Genomic DNA, 18144 nt, shown 5'->3' on the forward strand with positions numbered 1-18144 from the left:
CAGCTTTTAAAGGTTAGCCTCAAATAAAGCATTGTAGATCTGATCAGCAACTAATTTTATACGGCTGGATTCCTTACTAATTTATTTAGTAATATTTTTGTAAGATTAATGACAATTATAGCCAAAATTCTATTTTTATAATGATTTCTATGAAAAAATATGATGTTATTATTATCGGAGCAGGTCCTGCAGGATCCTATGCAGCATATATGTTAGCGAAGTCTAAAATCAAAGTGCTTGTTATTGATAAATACTCTTTCCCACGCTACAAACCCTGTGCAGGAGGTTTAACTGCAAAAGCGTTTAATTCTTTTGATTTTCCGATTTCCAAAGAGGTAAAATACAGTACAAATACTGTTGTAACTTCATACAAAAACCAGATCTTTCACAATATTTCAGGTAATAAAATACTTGTTAAAATGGTTGAAAGAAAAGAATTCGATGACTTCCTTATTAAAAAGGCCATTGATTCGGGAGCAACGTTTCTTGATGGAATGAAAGTAACTGAAGTTACCTGGGAGAATGCAGAGTTTTGTATCAAAACAGATTCGGAGTTTTTCCGATGTAATTATTTGATAGGGGCTGACGGTACTAATAGTATTGTTAATAGAACATTTAACATTGTTGAAAGAGATCTTTATGGTTTTGCGGTGGAAATTAACTGCCCCGTAAGCAAGAATAATATTGGAAAATTTAATATGACTTTCGATTTCGGGACAGTTCCAAATGGTTATCTGTGGATTTTCCCTAAGGATGAATACGTTTGTGTTGGAGCCTATACAACAAATAAAAAAATGAAAAATATCCAGAAATATCTTATTGATTATATTGAAAAACTTGGACTTGTTCCTGAATCAGAAAATTTTAAAGGACATGTTATTCCTCATTATGGAATAAACTATAAGCAACCCGATTTTCCATGTATCCTGGTTGGAGATGCTGCAGGCTTTGGAGAGTACTGGACTGGGGAAGGTATTTATTATGCGGTAAAAAGTGGTACAATTGCTGCTGAGGTGATTTCTTCAAGTATAAAATCGGGAATTTTTGATCATCAAGCACTACAAAGAAGATATCAAAAAGAAATTATTCAAGGCTTGAAGTTAGCATATTACATAGGGAAATTTTTTTATGGTCATCTCCCTCTCTCATTTAATCTTGTGATGTCTTATTTACCTGTAAGTATTATGTACGAATCTGCTTCCAGAGGACTTACGTTTGATCAAGCTTTTTCGAAACTCCCTGTTGTATTGTCAAGTTTAATACAGAATAAATCCCATATTTCTAATAACAAGTATCACAGATAAGTTTAAAACGAGCCTATCCCAAAATGCAAAATTGCTTCTCTGAATATCATATTTTGGATTATCAATAAGAGCTGTTATGATCCTGAGAAATAATTCTGAAACTCTTACTGATGTGGGACTAAAATTGGTTTTAGGATGAGCTCAACGACAAAACATTTAAAACAATGAAGCTGCCACATCAAATAAGAATAATGATTTTACAAGAATAATGATTTTACAAGAATAATGATTTTACAAGAATAATGATTTTACAAGAATAATGATTTTACAAGAATAATGATTTTACAAGAATAATGATTTTTACTGATTACTCTTTAGAGGAATAAGCACAGAGTTGTTCTCAGATATAAGTTTCATAACTTATTATTTTAGAAATTTTCATATTTAATTTATATTTCTTGAATTAATTATGCATATCTATTAATATTTTCGAAACCTCTTTGTTTTGGTTAATGGCGAGCAACAAAAAACAATCGATGACGAGTTTTCTATTCTATTAACTTTATATAGGAAAATGCAAATTATAAAATCAATTTTTATTGAATGAGCTTATTCCAAAACCAGCTTTATACTCAAAATTGATAGAAGTTTCAGAACAATTCTCTGTGATCAAACCGTGATCAGAAACTCATTGATTAGTCTTAATTCCAGATTTGGAGAAGCAGTTTTGAGTTATGGGATAGACCCAATAATTAATATTGAATCTCGTATAATGGCAAAGATTACGAGATAATAGCCTGTTACGTAATAAAATAATTTGCGTGACAGAGTAATTAGTCTTCTGGTGCGTTTCATGTATGATATAATCATTATTGGTGGTGGTCCTTCCGGAGCTTCGGCCGGAAGAAAAGCAGGAAAACTTGGCATGAAAACACTGCTTCTTGAAAAAGAAGAATTTCCCAGATACAAACCCTGTGCAGGCGGACTCTCAGATCATGCGAGATCCTATCTCGATTTTGAACTTCCTGAGAATATTATTGAGTGGGAAGTTACAGGGGCAAAGATCATTTTCAAGGATCAGTTGATTGAAGCACACAAAAATCACCGGGTAGCTGCACTAGTCTCAAGAAATAAATTTGACAATTTCCTTCTTGAAAAAGCAAAAGAAACAGGAATTGAAGTCCATACAGGAGAAAAAGCTCTGTGCTGCAGGGAAATGCCTGATTGCATTGAAGTAGATACCAGGCAGGGTACATACCAGGCAAAATTTGCGATAATTGCAGAAGGCGCCCAGGGAATTGTCAAAACCTGTGTGCGGCCAACGGACAATAAAAACGAATATGGAATTTGCCTTGTCACTGAAGTCCCTGCCAACGAAAGAGAAATTGAAGAACGCCTCGGAAAATCCGTGGAAATGCATTTTGGGGTTGCTGGAGGCGGATATGGCTGGATTTTCCCTCATAAAACCTATTATTCCGTTGGAATTGGTGGGGTTGTTAAGGACTTCACACATCCTAAAGAGTCCATGCTTAACTTCCTTAAGGACAATGGCTTTTCCGGAGAGTATAAACTTCACGGGCATAAAATTCCCTGGGGAGGAATTAAAAGAAAAGTGGTAGGTTCAAGGGTTCTTCTAAGCGGAGATGCTGCCGGGTTTGTAGACGCTTTTTCAGGTGAAGGACTTGCCTATGCGATTCGTTCAGGGCAGTTTGCGGCCGAGGCAATTGCAGGGGTTTGTCTGCAAAGCAAAAATCTGAAAGATCTGAGCAAATATGAAGCTCTCTGCCGGGCTGAGTTTGGGACTCATCTCAAGTACTCACTTATGTTTTCCAGGGTAATGCACCATTTTCCTGACCGGACATTTAAGATCTTTACATCAAGTGATAAAATGCTTGATAAATATCTTGAGGTTATGGATTTCACGATTGATTATAAGGATTACCTGCGTTGGGCCCTCCTGAATTTCAAACTCAGATAGTTTTGAAGGTTTTTGGATATGTATGACCTGATAATATGTATGACCTGATAATAATTGGCGGAGGACCTTCAGGAGCCTCGGCTGGAAGAAGAGCAGGAAAACTTGGTCTTAATACTTTGCTGCTTGAAAAAGAAGAATTTCCCAGATACAAGCCCTGCGGAGGTGGACTTTCAGCTCATGCTATTTCTTACCTTGACTTCAAGCTTCCTCAAGATATTATTGAATGGGAAGTTACAGGGGTAAAGGCTATTTTCAAGGATCAATCAGTCAACGTACATAAGGATCATCGGATATTTGCGCTCGTATCCAGAAACAAATTTGACAACTTCCTTCTTGAAAAAGCAAAAGAAACAGAAATTGAAGTCCATACAGGAGAAAAAGCTCTGTGCTGTAGGGAAATGCCTGATTGCATTGAAGTAGATACCAGGCAGGGTACATACCAGGCAAAATTTGCGATAATTGCAGAAGGCGCCCAGGGAATTGTCAAAACCTGTGTGCGGCCAACGGACAATAAAAACGAATATGGAATTTGCCTTGTCACTGAAGTCCCTGCCAACGAAAGAGAAATTGAAGAACGCCTCGGAAAATCCTTAGAACTGCATTTTGGAATTGCAAGAGGAGGATACGGCTGGATTTTTCCTCATAAAACCTATTATTCCGTTGGAATTGGTGGGGTTGTTAAGGACTTCACACATCCTAAAGAGTCCATGCTTAACTTCCTTAAGGATAATGGTTTTTCCGGAGAGTATAAACTTCACGGGCATAAAATTCCCTGGGGAGGAATTAAAAGAAAAGTGGTGGGCTCAAGGGTTCTTCTAAGCGGAGATGCTGCCGGGTTTGTAGATGCTTCTTCAGGTGAGGGACTTGCCTATGCCATTAGATCAGGGCAGCTTGCCGCCAGCGTACTTGCTGAGATTTGTCAGCAGAGAGGAAAGCTAAAAGATCTTCATAAATACGAATCTATTTGTAAGACAGAATTCGGGACTCATCTTAAGTATTCTCGTATTTTTTCCAAATTAATCCATAGTTTCCCAGAAAGATCTTTCAAAATGTTTATAGACAATAGAGAAATCCTGGACAAATATCTTGAGGTTATGGATTTCAAGATTGATTATAAAGATTACTTGCGCTGGTCCCTCCTGAATTTCAAACTCAGGTAATAGAATAAAAGAACTTTTACAGAGAACTATTACAGAAACTTTTACAGATTTTTTTGTATCTTCGGTCTTTTTATTGTTCCAGCCTTAATATATTTTAAGGGCAGATTATTCCTGTCTGCATATAGCTACACTTATTCCGCAAGCGGGTGTCTTAGCATGTACGATCTGATCATAGTAGGGGGAGGACCTTCAGGAGCATCGGCAGGACAGACAGCCGGAAAAAGGGGACTTTCAACCCTCTTAATCGAGAAAGAAAATTTCCCAAGGTATAAGCCCTGTGGAGGGGCTATTTCTTCTTATTGTTTATCTTGCCTGGATTTCGAGCTCCCTGAGTCCATAATTGAGAGAAATATCCCAAAGGTAAGAGTTCACTTCAGAGACCGATTTGTAGAAGGAATGAAAGAAAATAACCTGGCTCTGCTGGTTTCCAGAAAAGTCTTTGATAACTTTTTGCTTGACAAAGCCAGGGAGACCGGAATTGAGGTCCATACCGAAGAAGAGGTTCTTGACCTGGTTGAAAAAGAAGATTGCGTTGAAGTCAGAACCACAGATAATACCTATCTGGGGAGGTTCGTTCTTATTTCAGAAGGTTCGGGTGGAACCCTTAAGTACAAAGTAAGGCCGAAAGATAAAAAAACAGGATATGGACTGGGACTGGTTTCGGAAATTCCCGATGACGATGAAGCAATAAGGAACCGGTTTCCGGATACTATAGAGATTCATTTCGGGGTTGCACATGGAGGTTATGGCTGGATCTTTCCCCATGACGGATATTATTCCGTAGGAATTATAGGGACAGCCCAATATCTTGAGCATCCGAAAAAAATACTGCTGGATTTTCTGGAGGAAAACGGCTTATCAGGGGACTTTCCGGTTCGCTACCATATTATCCCCAAAGGCGGGATAAAAAGAAAAATCCTCAATTCAAGGCTGCTTCTGAGTGGGGATGCTGCCGGATTTGTAGATGCTTTCACAGGAGAAGGTCTTTCATATGCAATCAGGTCAGGGCAGCTTGCTGCGGAGGCCGTTGCAGACCTTGTCATGTACAGCCAGAAGTTAAGTAGCCTTAAAGCCTATGAATCCAGTTGCAGGCAGGAATTCGGGAATTATCTTGCCAGTTCTCTTAAATTGGATAAAATAATGCATCGTTTTCCTGAGACCTCTTTCAAACTGGCTGTTAGCAACAGGGAGATCCTGGATAAGTACCTGGATGAGGTGGTAACCAATAGAAATTACAAAGATTATGTCCGCTGGTTACTGTTGAACTTCTGCCTGGTCGAACCTGTCTCCAAAATAAAGTCTCTTAAACTGGAAGGAACTGATAAGGACTGATTTAAAAAAATAGAGGCAAATAAAGGAAATCAAAGTAACAGAAAAACGAATAAAGAAATGAAAATCACGGAAAAAAAAATAAATAAACCGGAATAAAGAAAAAACGAGTAGAAAAAGGAACAAAGGAAAGTAAGTTTATGCGAGTGAGGCACGTAAGCTCCCTTCTGTTCCTGCAAAGATTTCCTATCACCCATCAGTGGAGGAAATGGTCCTGAGGACTCTTGCAGTGACGGCATTCGGCTATGCGTTTCCAAAAACAACCGGGAGAGTCCGGAATTCTCTTCTCCCCGATTTCCAACTTGCACCCACGAGGGTTCGCCGTTTCATCCATTTACCCTGAGATCTCAGCTTCCGCATCATCGCATTTTCAGAGGATGGTTATCGTTTCTGTGCCAGGGCCCGGGCTCTCGCCCGACATCCTTTACAGATGTTCGTGTATCCGGAGCGGTGGGGAGACTTTCCTCAGACCCGAAGGCCCGTCAGCCGTCCAGCCTCTCTCGCATGTTACCTTTTGGTGGCCTCTATATATTTTTTTAAATATATATATTTTTGGGATGCTTAATCTACAAAAGATCGAATAGAGTTTCGAGATTGAGAAGAGTTTTGAGATTGAGAAGAGTTTTAAGACTTAAATAGATTGTACGACTGAGAAATGTTTTTCTACAGGAATGATATAATACTTTTATTAAATATTGCCATATTTTATTTTCTTCACTGGGCGATTACAGATATGCCCCTTCCCCATAGTTTATATAAATTTTGTGTGTTTGGGGTGCGTCCAAATATTAATATATATGTATTATACTTCGTAAGTTATGGGTGGACCTTTTCCATCTTCAAGGCTTGTCCGAAAAATCTTATAGATACTTTAATCTCGGGCAATGGCTATAATTCATATCAGTTTTCAGGCTTATTTTCAAGAGGTAAAACATGAGTGATTGTCTGTTCGATTTGCATATTGGATATGTTCGTTTTAAAAACCCGATTGCACTGGCGCCTATGGCAGGAATTGTCGATAGTGCTTTTGCCAACCAGTATGCAAGCAATGCCGGGCTGGTAATTCTTGGAGCCTTTAACCTGGATAAAGCTTCAATAGCTGTTGCTTCAGCCCTCGTAGCCCGGGGTAGAAAAGAGTTCATTTCCGATGAACCGATGGAGCTTATAAAAAAGGAAATCCGGGCAGTAACGTCCGGAAGTGCCATAGCGGTAAATGTAAGGAGTACTACACTTGAACCCCTCATTGAAGCTGCAAAAATAGTCAAAGAAGAAGGAGCAATCCTTGAGTTAAATGCTCACTGCAGGCAGCCCGAAATGCTCGAAGCCGGGATGGGAGAAGCTCTTCTCCACGACCTTCCAAGGCTTTCGGCATGGATCAAAGCGATAAAGGAAACCGGAGTTGTGCTTTCAGTAAAAGTAAGGGCAAACGTGGTAAATGATATCGAACTTGCAAGGCTTATCGATAAGGCAGGTGCGGATATCATACACGTTGATGCCGGAATGGAAGACTTCGGTGCCGATCTTGATACAATTCTTAATTACAGAGACGCTACAAGGCTCTTCCTGATCGGAAACAATTCGGTCAAGGACTTTGAGTCAGCAAAAGAGATGTTTACCCGAGGAGCCAATATGGTCTCCGCTGCCAGGGGTGTCCTTGAAAATTCCGGGCTTATACAGGAACTGGTAGAAAACGTTACCTCTTACCAGCAGTCAATAGGCTGGTATAATGCCCCCAAGCACGTTTGCAGCGAAGGGGACTTCAGGGGACTAGCTTTCTGCTGCCTGCCTGTAAAACCCTGTCCTGTACATGAAAAGTTCCGAAAACTTGGATATACGGCAGAGGAGTTTGCCAGGACAAAGTTTGACTTTGCGAAAGGCACAATGCTGGAATACGGAGAGGACACATGCTTTGGAAGCCTTGTCTGGTGTTGTAAAATCACCAAGCCCTGCTGGATCAGAGACGGAGTGTTAAACACAATTGGTCTCTCTGACGTAGAATACATGAAGCTTAAAAAGCAACTGGCAGAATACGTACTGGATCATGCCAGAATTCCGGTAAATGAATCCCATTAATAATGGTTTTACCTGCCAGATACCTGAACTGGCAGAAAAAAACCCACAGATTTCAAATCTTATTGCCCGTTGCGCCCAGCTTGCTATGTTACTTGAGGTCTCGGCTTCTCCAAAGCCAGGAAACGTCGATAGGGAACATAATTATCCTGACACCTGCTTTGAGCATTTTATAGCGTCTTCAGTAGGCGTTTACCCCGTCCTTGAGCTGGCTGCAAGAAGCAGGAACGGGATAGGCGCACTTATCAGAAGTGCCGTTTGCGAAAGTTCTGCTTGGCAAAAAGGAGGAAATACTCATTTCGGTGCCTTTCTGCTACTTATTCCTCTTTCAATGGCTGCAGGCGAACTATTCGACTCCTGTGGAAAAGCCCCTTATAAGCTCTTACCAGATGAATTCGAAGCCCTTGCTGCACATGCACATGCTTTTGTTCAGGCAACAGATAGTGAGGACGCTGTAGAGTTCTACAGGGCTTTCGAAGTGGCAGGAGTGAGAGTTAACAGCGTGGATGAATTCAGCCTTGGAGACCCCAAATCAACAGACAAATTAAGGGATCAGGACGTTACCCTTTACGAACTTATGGATATTGCCAGGGGATATGACCTGATTGCAAATGAATGGGTTACAGGCTTCGGAAGCTGCCTTGAAGGAGCAAAATGCATAACAGAGTTCATGCAGGCTCAAAATCCGGGAGCTGAGAACTCAGTTTCGAACTGTTCAGGCACAGGTATTAACGAAGCCGTTGTGTATACCTTTCTGAAATTGCTGTCCCGGCACAGGGATACCTTCATCGAGACCAAATTTGATAAAGATACTGCGGACTATGTTTCCTCAAGAGCAGGCGAGATTCTCTCGGCCTGGGAGGAGGCTTCAGGTAATACTGAATCTTTAGGTAATACCACCAGAAACTTTGCAGTTCTGCTTCCTGCTGTACAGGAGTTTGACTCCGAACTTCTCAAAAAGAGAATCAACCCGGGTTCAACAGCCGATATCATCATAGCCGGGCTTTTCATTGCCCTTCTGGGGGGACTGCGCTTTTGACCGGATTTTCTCCTGAACGTAGAATAAACGGAAGCGAATCGTCAGCTTTTGACTCTATCGATTTATATTCCTTTGGGATCAGGGAAGGCATTTCCGAAACAATAATTACCACTGGTCTGGAATCCCCCAATGCTGCCCCTATCGGAATAATCGTAAAAAATGGAAGAACTTTTGTCCGGCTTTTCAAAGGCACCCACACCTGGGAAAATGTCTCAAAAGAAAAGTATCTTGCCGCAAACGTAGTGTATGATCCTCTGCTCCTTGTGCGTTCGACTTTTTTCGATCTGGATCCCTCCGAATTTGACTATGTGACTGTCCATGGGCTCAGTTTTCCAATCCTTAAAAAAGCTTTAACCTGGGTCGTTTTCGAATGTACTGATCTTAAGAGTACAGATCATGCTCTTGTGGCCGACCTTATTCCTGTAAAAGCAGGTTTCAATGAAGCTAACTGGAAAAGCTTGCCTGTACCCAACAGGGGATTCAACGCAGTGCTTGAGGCGACTGTCCATGCAACCCGCTATCAGCTTACAGGGGACGAAAAATATCTCAAACTGATCCGCCATTATGAATCACTGGCTTCTAAGTGCGGGGGAGAAAACGAGAAAAAAGCTATGAAATTGCTTTATGAGGTACTGGAGCTGTGAATACTTTATTATTGGGATCGTTTAGCTGTGATCGACTCCCCGGATAAACTCCCAGATAAAGTTTATAATTTATCTTTCTCAGTTAAAATTTGTGACTTCTCGTTTTCATTATCCTGACTCTTTTTTTAGAAAATTATATTATCCCCCTCTGGCATGACTTATTTTCATGAGTTTTCAGAGAATCGCATGGGGCATTACAGGTGCCGGGCATTTCCTGGACCGCAGTTACCAGGTTTTTAAGGAAATCAAGCTCCGAAACCCTGAAGTTTCCGTAAACACATTTATTTCCAGGGCTGGAGAGGAGGTACTGCGCATGTACGGGCTTGAGCAAAAGCTTGTTAAAATCTCCGGCGGGGACTACCTCGAAGAAATCTTCCGGGAAAGCGAGCAGGGTTCGAGTTCTCCTAAGGTCGGACGCTTCGGTCTTGACCGATATGACGCCCTATTTGTCACGCCTGCAACCTCAAACACGGTTTCGAAAATCGCTTATGGAATTGCGGATTCCCTTGTTACCAATGCCGTTGCCCAGGCTGTAAAAGGAAGAGTGCCTGTTTATATTGTGCCTGTAGATATTGAAGGTTCAATCATATCAGAAATGCCCTATAATATCGACCGAAAACAGTGTAGACATTGCGAAGACTGTCCTCCAAGAGAAAACTGCCCTCATGGAGCAATAACTGAGAAAAACGGTTTCACAGACCAGATAGACCTTCTTAAGTGCAAAGGCTGCGGGATCTGCAAGGAACTCTGCCCTTATAAAGCTATCAAAGGCGGGCCTGTGGAAGTCCTGGTCCGGGATGTGGATATGCGCAACGTTGAGATCGTAAAAAGCTTGCAGGGAATTACCGTGCTTGAAAGCCCTGAAAAGATTCTGGATTTCTTTTGAATCTTTAGTTTTGAATCTTTAATTTTAAATCTTTAGTTTTCAGTACTTTTGTAGAGGCTTGTAAGAAAAGGAGCTTGTAAGAAAAGGAGCTTGTAAGGAAAGGGACTTGTAAGGAAAGGGACTTGTAAAGAAGTTTGTACTGGTAGTCATGAGAAATTAAGGTTTTGGGAGACATCAATCAATTAATCTCAACTGCCTGTTCTCAAGCAATCCGCAGCTGTCTGACATGAAACGGATAACAGCTTCATCATGAGAGATCAGGAGATAGCCTATACTCTTCTCGGCCTGAACTTTTTTAAGCATGTGCAGGGTCTGAGCTTGAACCGAGACATCCAGAGCTGAAGTTGGCTCGTCAAGTACGATATATTCAGGTTCGAGCAGGAGAATTCGGCCAAGTTCAAGGCGCTGTAGTTGGCCTCCTGATAGCTGCGAAGGATAGCGAGAAAGCACCTCTTCTGGAAGGCCTATGGTCATAAGCATCTCTTTTGTTTTTGAGGCATGTTCTATATGAGGAATTTGGAGGAGTTTCAGGACATCGAAAACTGAACTTCCTATTTTTTTCCTCGGGTTAAAAGCGCCCGTAGGGTCTTGAAACATTATCTGGACCTTACGGCGAAAAGTTATATGTTCGGTTTTATTCATTTCAGGAAGTGGAGAACTCCCATAGTACACAGTACCGTATGTGGGCTTCTCAAGCCCGGCAATAACTCTCCCCAGAGTGCTTTTTCCTTCCCCGGAAGGCCCCATCAATCCAAAGGTCTCTCCAGACCTAATCTCAAAAGAAACTTCTCGGAAAATACATTTTCCCTTGCTTAACAGGCCTTTTCCGTATGTCTTTGATATGCTGTCTGCTCTCAGGGAGATAGAAAACACCTCACAGTCCTTTGACCAGTTTCTTTAATTTCGGGATGGATTTGAGTGCAGCGCTTTTCCCTTAAAGGGCACCTCGGGTGGAACCTGCAGCCCGAAGGAAGGCTACTAAGAGACGGGGAAAAACCTGGTATGGGAATAAAGCCTTTCTCAGGCAGGCTGTTCAGGAGACCTCTGGTGTAAGGGTGTAAAGGGTTCTCAAAAAGGCTTGAAGGATCGGCGATTTCGACAATTTCCCCTGCATACATAACGGCAATTCTGTCTGCAAGCCTCTGAACAAATTCAAGGTCATGGCTTATTAGAAGCAGGGCACTATTTCGTTCCATTTTCAGATTTCCAAGTTCAGCTTCCAGTTCTACTATGCATTTTTTGTCAAGTCCTTTGCTGGGTTCGTCTGCTATAAGGAGTGCAGGATTAAGTATAGTCGACGCAGCAATCAAAAAGCGCTGGTTCATCCCGCCTGAGCACCATGAGGGGTAGTAGTTCATGCACTCGGAGAAGTTCGCAAAACCCATACGTTTCAGGGCTAATGCAACTCTGGAAAGTGCCGTCTTTTTCTTTTCTCTCTGGTGCACATATATGGGTTCTGCAAGCTGGTGACCTATGGAATACACAGGGTTAAGGGCAATTGAGGGGTTCTGAAAAATAATAGCAATCTCTTTTCCTCTAATCTTTGCCATTTCCCTTTCGTGCATTCCTAGCAGGTTTTTTCCCCTGAATTCTATATTCCCTTTTACCCTTGACTCAGGGGGCAGGAGGTTCATAATTGTATGTGCGACGACAGATTTTCCGCATCCAGTCTCTCCTACAAGGGCCAGAGTTTCACTATCTTTAATCAAGAAAGAAATTCCCGAAAGTACGTTTACGGTTTCTAGTCCCTGAAATGAGACCTCAAGGTCCCTTACTTCAAGCAATACGTTCCTTTCAAGCAATGGATTCCTTTCAAGCGATTTATTCCTTTCAAGCAATGGATTTCTTTCAAGCAATGGATTTCTTTCAAGCGATTTATTCCTTTCAAGCAATGTGCTCCTGGAATGGGGTTTCATAGCGTGTTTACACCTTCTCTGGAGTGTTCTTCTTCCTTTGCTTCAAGCCCGAAACCTATCGACGCGATAGACAGTACACAGAGGGTGATACAGATCCCTGGAGGCATATACCACCACCACATTTCCCGAATAAAACCACCTTGAGAAAAAGCAAAAGAAAGCATCATCCCCCAGCTTTTCATGCTTACGTCGCCAAGTCCCAGGAAAGAAAGAGATGCCTCAGAAATCATTGCCGACGCAGTTGCCAGCATGAACTTGGGAAACAGGACGTGGATAATGTTTGGGAATATATCTGATTTCATGATGTGGTAAGAGGAAAAACCCATACACTGGGCACTTTTTACGTAACCTGCTTCCCTGAGCTGTAAAGTCTTTGAACGGGTGACTCTGGCAGTGGATTCCCAGGAAAGAAGCCCCAATATGGCTATCAGGATCCAGATACTCGGCCTCAGAAATGCTCCAAGGACTATAATAAGAGGGATTTTGGGGATAACAAGGATAACATCAGTAAAGCCCATTAACAGCTCATCAATGATCCCTCTGAAATAGCCTGAACAGAGACCTAACGCAGTCCCGATGAGAGTTGAGATCAAGGCTGCCATAAAACCTACTGTCATTGAGATCCTTGCCCCAAACATCAGTTCTGAAAGGACATCATTTCCTATGTCATTTGTCCCAAGCAGGTGTTCTTCCGAAGGGGCTTCGTAAGGCATGAAACGCTCTTCTGGGGCATAAGGAGCAAAAATTGAAGGAAAAAGAGCCATAAAAATGAAAAGCACAAAGAGAAGAACACCTATCCAGTTAAATAGTCCCTGGAAACCTTTCTGTTTCTGAAAAATCCAGAAAGAAGTTTTTTTTGGAAATTCGAAGTTGTAAGCTTCGGATTGTTTTTCAGAAAAACCTTCAATGCTCGCTTCTTTCATGCAAGGAATGTCAGTACAGTCAGATTGATTCATCCAGGCCTCCTCTTACTCTGGGATCAATTAAGGCATAGAGCAGGTCAGCAAATATATTTGCTAGCAGAACGGTAAGGGCAATTACCAGAAATGCTCCTTGAAGCAGAGGATAATCTTTTCCCATTATCGCATTGTATATCATGACCCCCATCCCGTTTAAGGAAAAGATGATTTCTATAAACAGTGCCCCGCTGAAGAGAAAACCAAAATCCAGGGCAAGCAGGGTAATTATCGGGAGAGAGGCATTTTTTATGATATGCCTGAAAAGTATATCGTTATTGTACAGGCCTTTTGCTCTGGCATACAGAGCATAAAGCTGCTCCTTTTCCTGAATTACGCTTCCCCGCATGACCAGAAAGTTTCTGGACGCTGAAAAGACAGACATTACACAGATAGGTAAGAAAAGGTGATGCAGCACACTTCCTATTTCAGGGGTGTCATAAAAGCCTTTGGAGGGAAAGAACCCCAGTTTAAAAGAAAAGATATAGAGGGTCAGAAGGGCAAGAAAGTAAGGTGGGATACAGGAGAGCACCACAAAAATGAAACCGGTAAAATGACTTGCTTTTCTTTCCGGTTTCCAGCCTGCAAGGGCACCGAAAAAACATCCAAGCAAGGACCCGATAACCACTGATACCCCTACGAAAATCAGTGTCCAGCTCATCTTATTCAGAAGGATCTCTGCTACAGGAGCATGGAGGTGATAGGAATACCCCAGGTCAAGGTGCAGGAGGCTGGAGAGATAGGAGGTGAACTGCTGGGAAAGGGGCAGATTAAGCCCCAGTTCTGCTCGTAGTTCTTCCATCACTTCTTCTGAAACATAAAAGTCTTCACCAATCAGGTTTTTTACCGGATCTCCAGGCATGATTCTTGGAAGGGTAAAGTTGATGACGATTATCAGCATCAACGAGGCAAAATACCTGATTACTTTTCTTACTATTTCTGACATTGCTCTATTTCTGACGTCGCTCTTTTTACTCTGTTCCTATATCCCTGACGTCGCTCTTTTTACTCTATTCCTACTATCTCTGATGTCGATCTTTTTACTCTGTCCTTGACGTCTCTGATATCGTTCTTTTTACTCTGTTCTTGCTACTCTGATATCGCTCTGATTACCCATTTTCTTCAATCGGATTTCTTCTTCAGAGACTAAGTGTTACGCCTCCACTTTCGTTACATTTGTAAAAGTATCCAGGTTATATATCCCGTAAAGTGGATCCGCATACCAGCCTTCGAAATGCCTGTTAAATGGAGTAACCGTCTTGCTCCAGTAGAGGGGAATTGCAGGCAGATTCTCTGCATAATAGTCCTGCAGCTCATATGCATAATTCTGAAGTTCTGCAGAGTCGGTGGTTGCAAGTATGTTATCGCAGAGCTTCAGAAACCCAGGGTCTTCTACGTTATGCATAACTCCCTGGCCTGTCCGTCTGGAATCAAAGTAGCCGCTTCCCCAACTTGAATGCATAAGCATACCCCAGGGAGTGGAACGCGTTACTGTCAGGTCATAATTGTAACTATCTTTAAGAGCAATCCAGGTATCTGAATCCACAGTTTTGAGGTCTGCAGAAAGCCCAATATTTTCAAAATATTCATCGAGAAGTTCGCCTGTGCGGGCGTAATTAGATCGGATGAGAATTTCAAGCTTTATGTCTTTTCCATCTTTTCCTTCCAGGATTCCATTCCCATTGCTGTCCGAGTATCCGGCTTTCTCCAGAATCTCTCTGGCTTTTTCTGGACTGTACTCCAGTTTTTCGGTTTCCTTATAATTTTCCATGGATGACGGCACAAAACCACGATTCGGAACTTCTCCGTACCCAAGGGTTTCAAGCCTTGCAAGCTCTTCATAATTTATGGCATAGGCTAGAGCCTCACGGAATTCCTCATCTGAAAACGGGGCTTTTTTCAAATTGGGGGCAAGGAAAACAAGCCCGATGCTGGTCTTTTCCATGAAGTCAAAATTTCCAGTTTTATTAAGTTCCTCAATACTTGAGTAAGGGTATGATCCTGCATATTTATAGTAAGTGTCAGCTTCCCCATTTTTAAGGGCCAGAGTGGCAACATCCACATTTGAGTAAAAATGGATCTCAACAGTTTTGAATTCAGGATCCTTTCCTTTCCAGTAAGGGTTTTTCTCAAAAACTAGTTTTCCGGCATTGAGGTCTATCAGTTTTAGATAGTAGGGCCCGCAGCCGACATAAGGGCCGTTGTTTGTGTATTCTACCGGATCATCGATATTTTTCCACACATGAGCAGGAAGGATATCATAGGTTGCAAATTCCATACTGACTTGGTTGTAGGGCTTGTTAAATTTGAAGGTCACGGAATTGTCGGCGTCCGAAACTGTTGAGTTTTCCAGGGTATCATTGATCCAGCTTGCCCAGGGAGTTTTTTCACCGTAGTAGCGGATTGAGAACTCAATATCTTCTGGTGTTACTTTTTCCCCATCGCTCCAGTAGAGGTCATCTCTAAGGTAGAAGGTCCATTGCGTGTTATTTTCCGATACACTGTAATTCTTTGCAAGCTGCCCTACAATATGTCCTTCCGCATCCATTTTCATGAGTGGTGGGTTTGAAAGATGAGCAAAAACCCCCAGACCTGTATCTCCAACCAGGGACGCAGACTCTATTACGTCTGGAGTTGCAATTCTCAAAACTGCTGTCTCAGAATCTGCTGACTGCTGAATGTCTGCAGCGCCGATTTTGGAAATTTCTCCTGAGCTCTGCAGTTCTCCTTCTCCTGAGAACAGGTTTTTTATATATGTGATTAACCGGTCAAAAAATCCTTCTTCCGAGACTGGTTGATTATTTTCAGAATCTTCCTGCCCTACCGCTACCGAAGAAAATACGGTTGAGCAAAAAGTAAGAACAAGTATTGTAAGGATAATCGTTCGCTTTAATCTTATTTTTAATCCCAATCCCATTAAGTGTCTTATTTTTTGTTTCATCTACTGCTTTCCCCTTTTTTGAGCTCTTATCATCCAGGTTTCAAAAACATTCCTACAGACTGCAAATATGTTTACAGGCTGCAAATATTCCTACAGATCCCAATTACTTCTTGAGTAACATTCTTAATCTTCGAATCGGGAACTTTTCCCATCATAGTAATTATTAGTAATAATATATTAGATAGTAATTAAAAATAATACCAATTAGTCATTTTTTATGCTAAATAATCTAAACAATTTCATAATATAAACTTTTTGATATTTACGTATCCAAAAAATAGACTGGGGAAAGCCCTTTTTATGCAGGCTAATTCAAGTCATTACAAAAAATGAAAACTGCACTTTTAATTTTGTTTCTCGATTTCAATCTGTCTTTCAATATCTTTTGCCAGATTCTCTGCCGAATGAATGTAGACTGATGCAGGAAGCCCTGTGTTTGATATCATATAGAGCAGGTTCATTGCAGTTCTGTTAAGTTTTGGAGAGTAATTTAATAGTTCACTTCTAGAAATTTTGACCATAGTGTCCAGAGATTTTATCCCGGTAAGGTAGCTTTCTACGTCCCTGTTTTTCTGGCTTTTTTCAAAAATCAGATCTATCCAGGTATTCATTTCGTCGATCAAAAGCTCTCTGGTAAGGTCTTCGGGAACAATGTAACTTTTTCCCTGCGCTACGTTTTTGAAAAATTCATTGAAATTATCTCCTTTTGCAAGAGTGTATACTTTACCAATTCTTCCTGTATGAGTATCGGTTGTCGCGGCAATACCTTTGCCAAGTTTCTCCGCAAGAGCAATTGTAAGTTCGTTTTTCTGCTTGAGTTCATGCATATTGTACTCCAGTACAGGGAAAAGTTTTGCTAGCCTGGGGACTGAAGACGGATTCGGTTCACTGTGAAACTCAAACCAGAAAGGATGGTTGTAAATAAAAGGAAGGTTATGCCGCCTGAGGTATTTGATAAAGCTTCTCAGGTCATGTTCGATTTCCGCAATTTCCATGAGCTCAAAGAACTCCTCCCTGTCAAGCTCGAAAATGTTAATATGAAGCGAGTGCCCTGCAAATTCCGGGTCATATACACTTATTTCAACCCCAGGGACAAGCTTTTCATGATCCCATCCGAGAATTTCATATGCCTCAATGGTGTCATGGTCTGTAAATGTCACATAATCCATTCCCATCTTTAGAGCTTTCTCATAAAGGCTCTCAGGGTTCAGATCTCTTGCAGGAAGTACATCAAAGGAACAGGTTGTATGAACATGCAGGTCTGCTCGCCTCCATCCTTCTTCTATAAGCTTGACTGCTTGTTCCGGAGTTATCAGTTTCTCCTCGTAATTTTTCGGCCCTCTCCCCATAGGCGTAAAACCTTGCACTTTTATTCAGTTTTGATTATTATTAGTGAGTTGTTAATTTATCCCCAATATAGTATATTCTTTTTTAGATTAAGGTTTTCCGGAAGAATTCCTGAGAAAATTACAAGCCCACAAATGAAATATTTTGTGTTGAATGCAAATTCAGATCCAAACTCTTCAAAGGTAAGCTCCAATGGTCAGCACCCAAACAGCTTGGAAGATACAGAGTTTTTGCAAAAGACAATGATATCCCGTTCTATACGTTCTATATTGTGATATGACCCAGTGGCAAAACCAGAAAACCTAAAAAAGTGATTTTCATTCCCCTAAAAGAGGTAAAGTCTCCTGTGCTTTCTATGGAGCTTGTTGAGAAATTTGAACGCAGCGCAAAAAAGAAATTCTTCTGGAAAAACGGAATATTGAAATAATATTAAAAGAGGTATTGAAATAATTTCAATGGTTTAATTTCCTCCTCTTACTTAATTTTCGAATTTCCCTGTCTACTTCCTGAGGCAGCAGAATCAGTAAATAATTACTGAATACAGGTAAGGCTAAAAACTGGAGAAGAAGAACACGTATTTTGTGGAAACTATGTGTAGGAACTGCGTGTGAGAACTGTCGATATATTTAAAATG

Annotated in this window: 14 protein-coding genes and 1 other RNA gene; 8 read left to right on the forward strand and 7 right to left on the reverse strand. The window is 41.3% G+C overall.

Annotation, left to right across the window (positions count from 1 at the left end; genetic code table 11):
- The first annotated feature begins 149 nt into the window (after positions 1-149).
- The 4 genes from MSBRM_RS15020 to MSBRM_RS15035 all read left to right on the forward strand — a co-directional run bounded on the left by MSBRM_RS15020 (position 150) and on the right by MSBRM_RS15035 (position 5714).
- Positions 150-1304 carry a geranylgeranyl reductase family protein gene (locus MSBRM_RS15020; protein ID WP_158498975.1) on the forward strand — a complete coding sequence of 385 codons (1155 nt, stop codon included), beginning with the start codon at positions 150-152 and terminating at the stop codon, positions 1302-1304.
- A gap of 793 nt (positions 1305-2097) precedes the next feature.
- A complete protein-coding gene (locus MSBRM_RS15025) occupies positions 2098-3222 on the forward strand; it encodes a geranylgeranyl reductase family protein (protein WP_048121547.1) in 1125 nt (374 codons plus the stop codon).
- 35 nt (positions 3223-3257) lie between these two features.
- Entirely contained in the window at positions 3258-4382 is a 1125-nt protein-coding gene (locus tag MSBRM_RS15030; protein WP_048121549.1) for a geranylgeranyl reductase family protein, read from the forward strand.
- Positions 4383-4538: 156 nt separating this feature from the next.
- Positions 4539-5714 (forward strand): geranylgeranyl reductase family protein, encoded by a 1176-nt coding sequence (locus tag MSBRM_RS15035; protein ID WP_048121551.1) that lies wholly within the window; start codon positions 4539-4541, stop codon positions 5712-5714.
- Between the two features lie 141 nt (positions 5715-5855).
- Here the strand turns inward: MSBRM_RS15035 and rnpB are convergent.
- Positions 5856-6213, reverse strand: an RNA gene (rnpB, locus tag MSBRM_RS19015) — RNase P RNA component.
- 431 nt (positions 6214-6644) lie between these two features.
- Here rnpB and MSBRM_RS15040 point away from each other — a divergent pair.
- From MSBRM_RS15040 to MSBRM_RS15055, 4 genes are all read left to right on the forward strand, one after another.
- On the forward strand, positions 6645-7784 hold the full coding sequence (locus tag MSBRM_RS15040; RefSeq protein WP_048121554.1) for a methanogenesis marker 9 domain-containing protein: 1140 nt from the start codon (positions 6645-6647) through the stop codon (positions 7782-7784).
- Positions 7771-8820: a triphosphoribosyl-dephospho-CoA synthase gene (locus MSBRM_RS15045; protein WP_048121556.1), complete on the forward strand. Its 1050-nt coding sequence runs from the start codon at positions 7771-7773 to the stop codon at positions 8818-8820. The genes MSBRM_RS15040 and MSBRM_RS15045 overlap by 14 nt, the downstream gene beginning before the upstream one ends.
- On the forward strand, positions 8817-9464 hold the full coding sequence (locus tag MSBRM_RS15050; RefSeq protein WP_048121558.1) for a DUF447 domain-containing protein: 648 nt from the start codon (positions 8817-8819) through the stop codon (positions 9462-9464). Before MSBRM_RS15045 ends, MSBRM_RS15050 begins: the two co-directional genes overlap by 4 nt.
- A 166-nt stretch (positions 9465-9630) precedes the next feature.
- A complete protein-coding gene (locus MSBRM_RS15055; protein ID WP_048121560.1) occupies positions 9631-10350 on the forward strand; it encodes a dihydromethanopterin reductase (acceptor) in 720 nt (239 codons plus the stop codon).
- A gap of 174 nt (positions 10351-10524) precedes the next feature.
- On the opposite strand, the gene MSBRM_RS15060 is transcribed toward MSBRM_RS15055, so the two are convergent.
- From MSBRM_RS15060 to MSBRM_RS15085, 6 genes are all read right to left on the reverse strand, one after another.
- Positions 10525-11223 carry an ABC transporter ATP-binding protein gene (locus MSBRM_RS15060; protein WP_048121562.1) on the reverse strand — a complete coding sequence of 233 codons (699 nt, stop codon included), beginning with the start codon at positions 11221-11223 and terminating at the stop codon, positions 10525-10527.
- Complete coding sequence (locus MSBRM_RS15065) at positions 11205-12266, reverse strand: ABC transporter ATP-binding protein (RefSeq protein ID WP_080941580.1); 1062 nt, start codon at positions 12264-12266, stop codon at positions 11205-11207. The genes MSBRM_RS15060 and MSBRM_RS15065 overlap by 19 nt, the downstream gene beginning before the upstream one ends.
- Entirely contained in the window at positions 12263-13222 is a 960-nt protein-coding gene (locus MSBRM_RS15070; RefSeq protein WP_048121564.1) for an ABC transporter permease, read from the reverse strand. The genes MSBRM_RS15065 and MSBRM_RS15070 overlap by 4 nt, the downstream gene beginning before the upstream one ends.
- Positions 13209-14168 (reverse strand): ABC transporter permease, encoded by a 960-nt coding sequence (locus MSBRM_RS15075; protein ID WP_048121566.1) that lies wholly within the window; start codon positions 14166-14168, stop codon positions 13209-13211. Before MSBRM_RS15075 ends, MSBRM_RS15070 begins: the two co-directional genes overlap by 14 nt.
- A gap of 207 nt (positions 14169-14375) precedes the next feature.
- Entirely contained in the window at positions 14376-16163 is a 1788-nt protein-coding gene (locus MSBRM_RS15080; protein WP_230628924.1) for an ABC transporter substrate-binding protein, read from the reverse strand.
- A gap of 344 nt (positions 16164-16507) precedes the next feature.
- Entirely contained in the window at positions 16508-17512 is a 1005-nt protein-coding gene (locus MSBRM_RS15085) for a PHP domain-containing protein (protein WP_230668913.1), read from the reverse strand.
- Between the last annotated feature and the right edge of the window lie 632 nt (positions 17513-18144).

This window comes from Methanosarcina barkeri MS (genome assembly GCF_000970025.1).
GTDB lineage: Archaea > Halobacteriota > Methanosarcinia > Methanosarcinales > Methanosarcinaceae > Methanosarcina > Methanosarcina barkeri.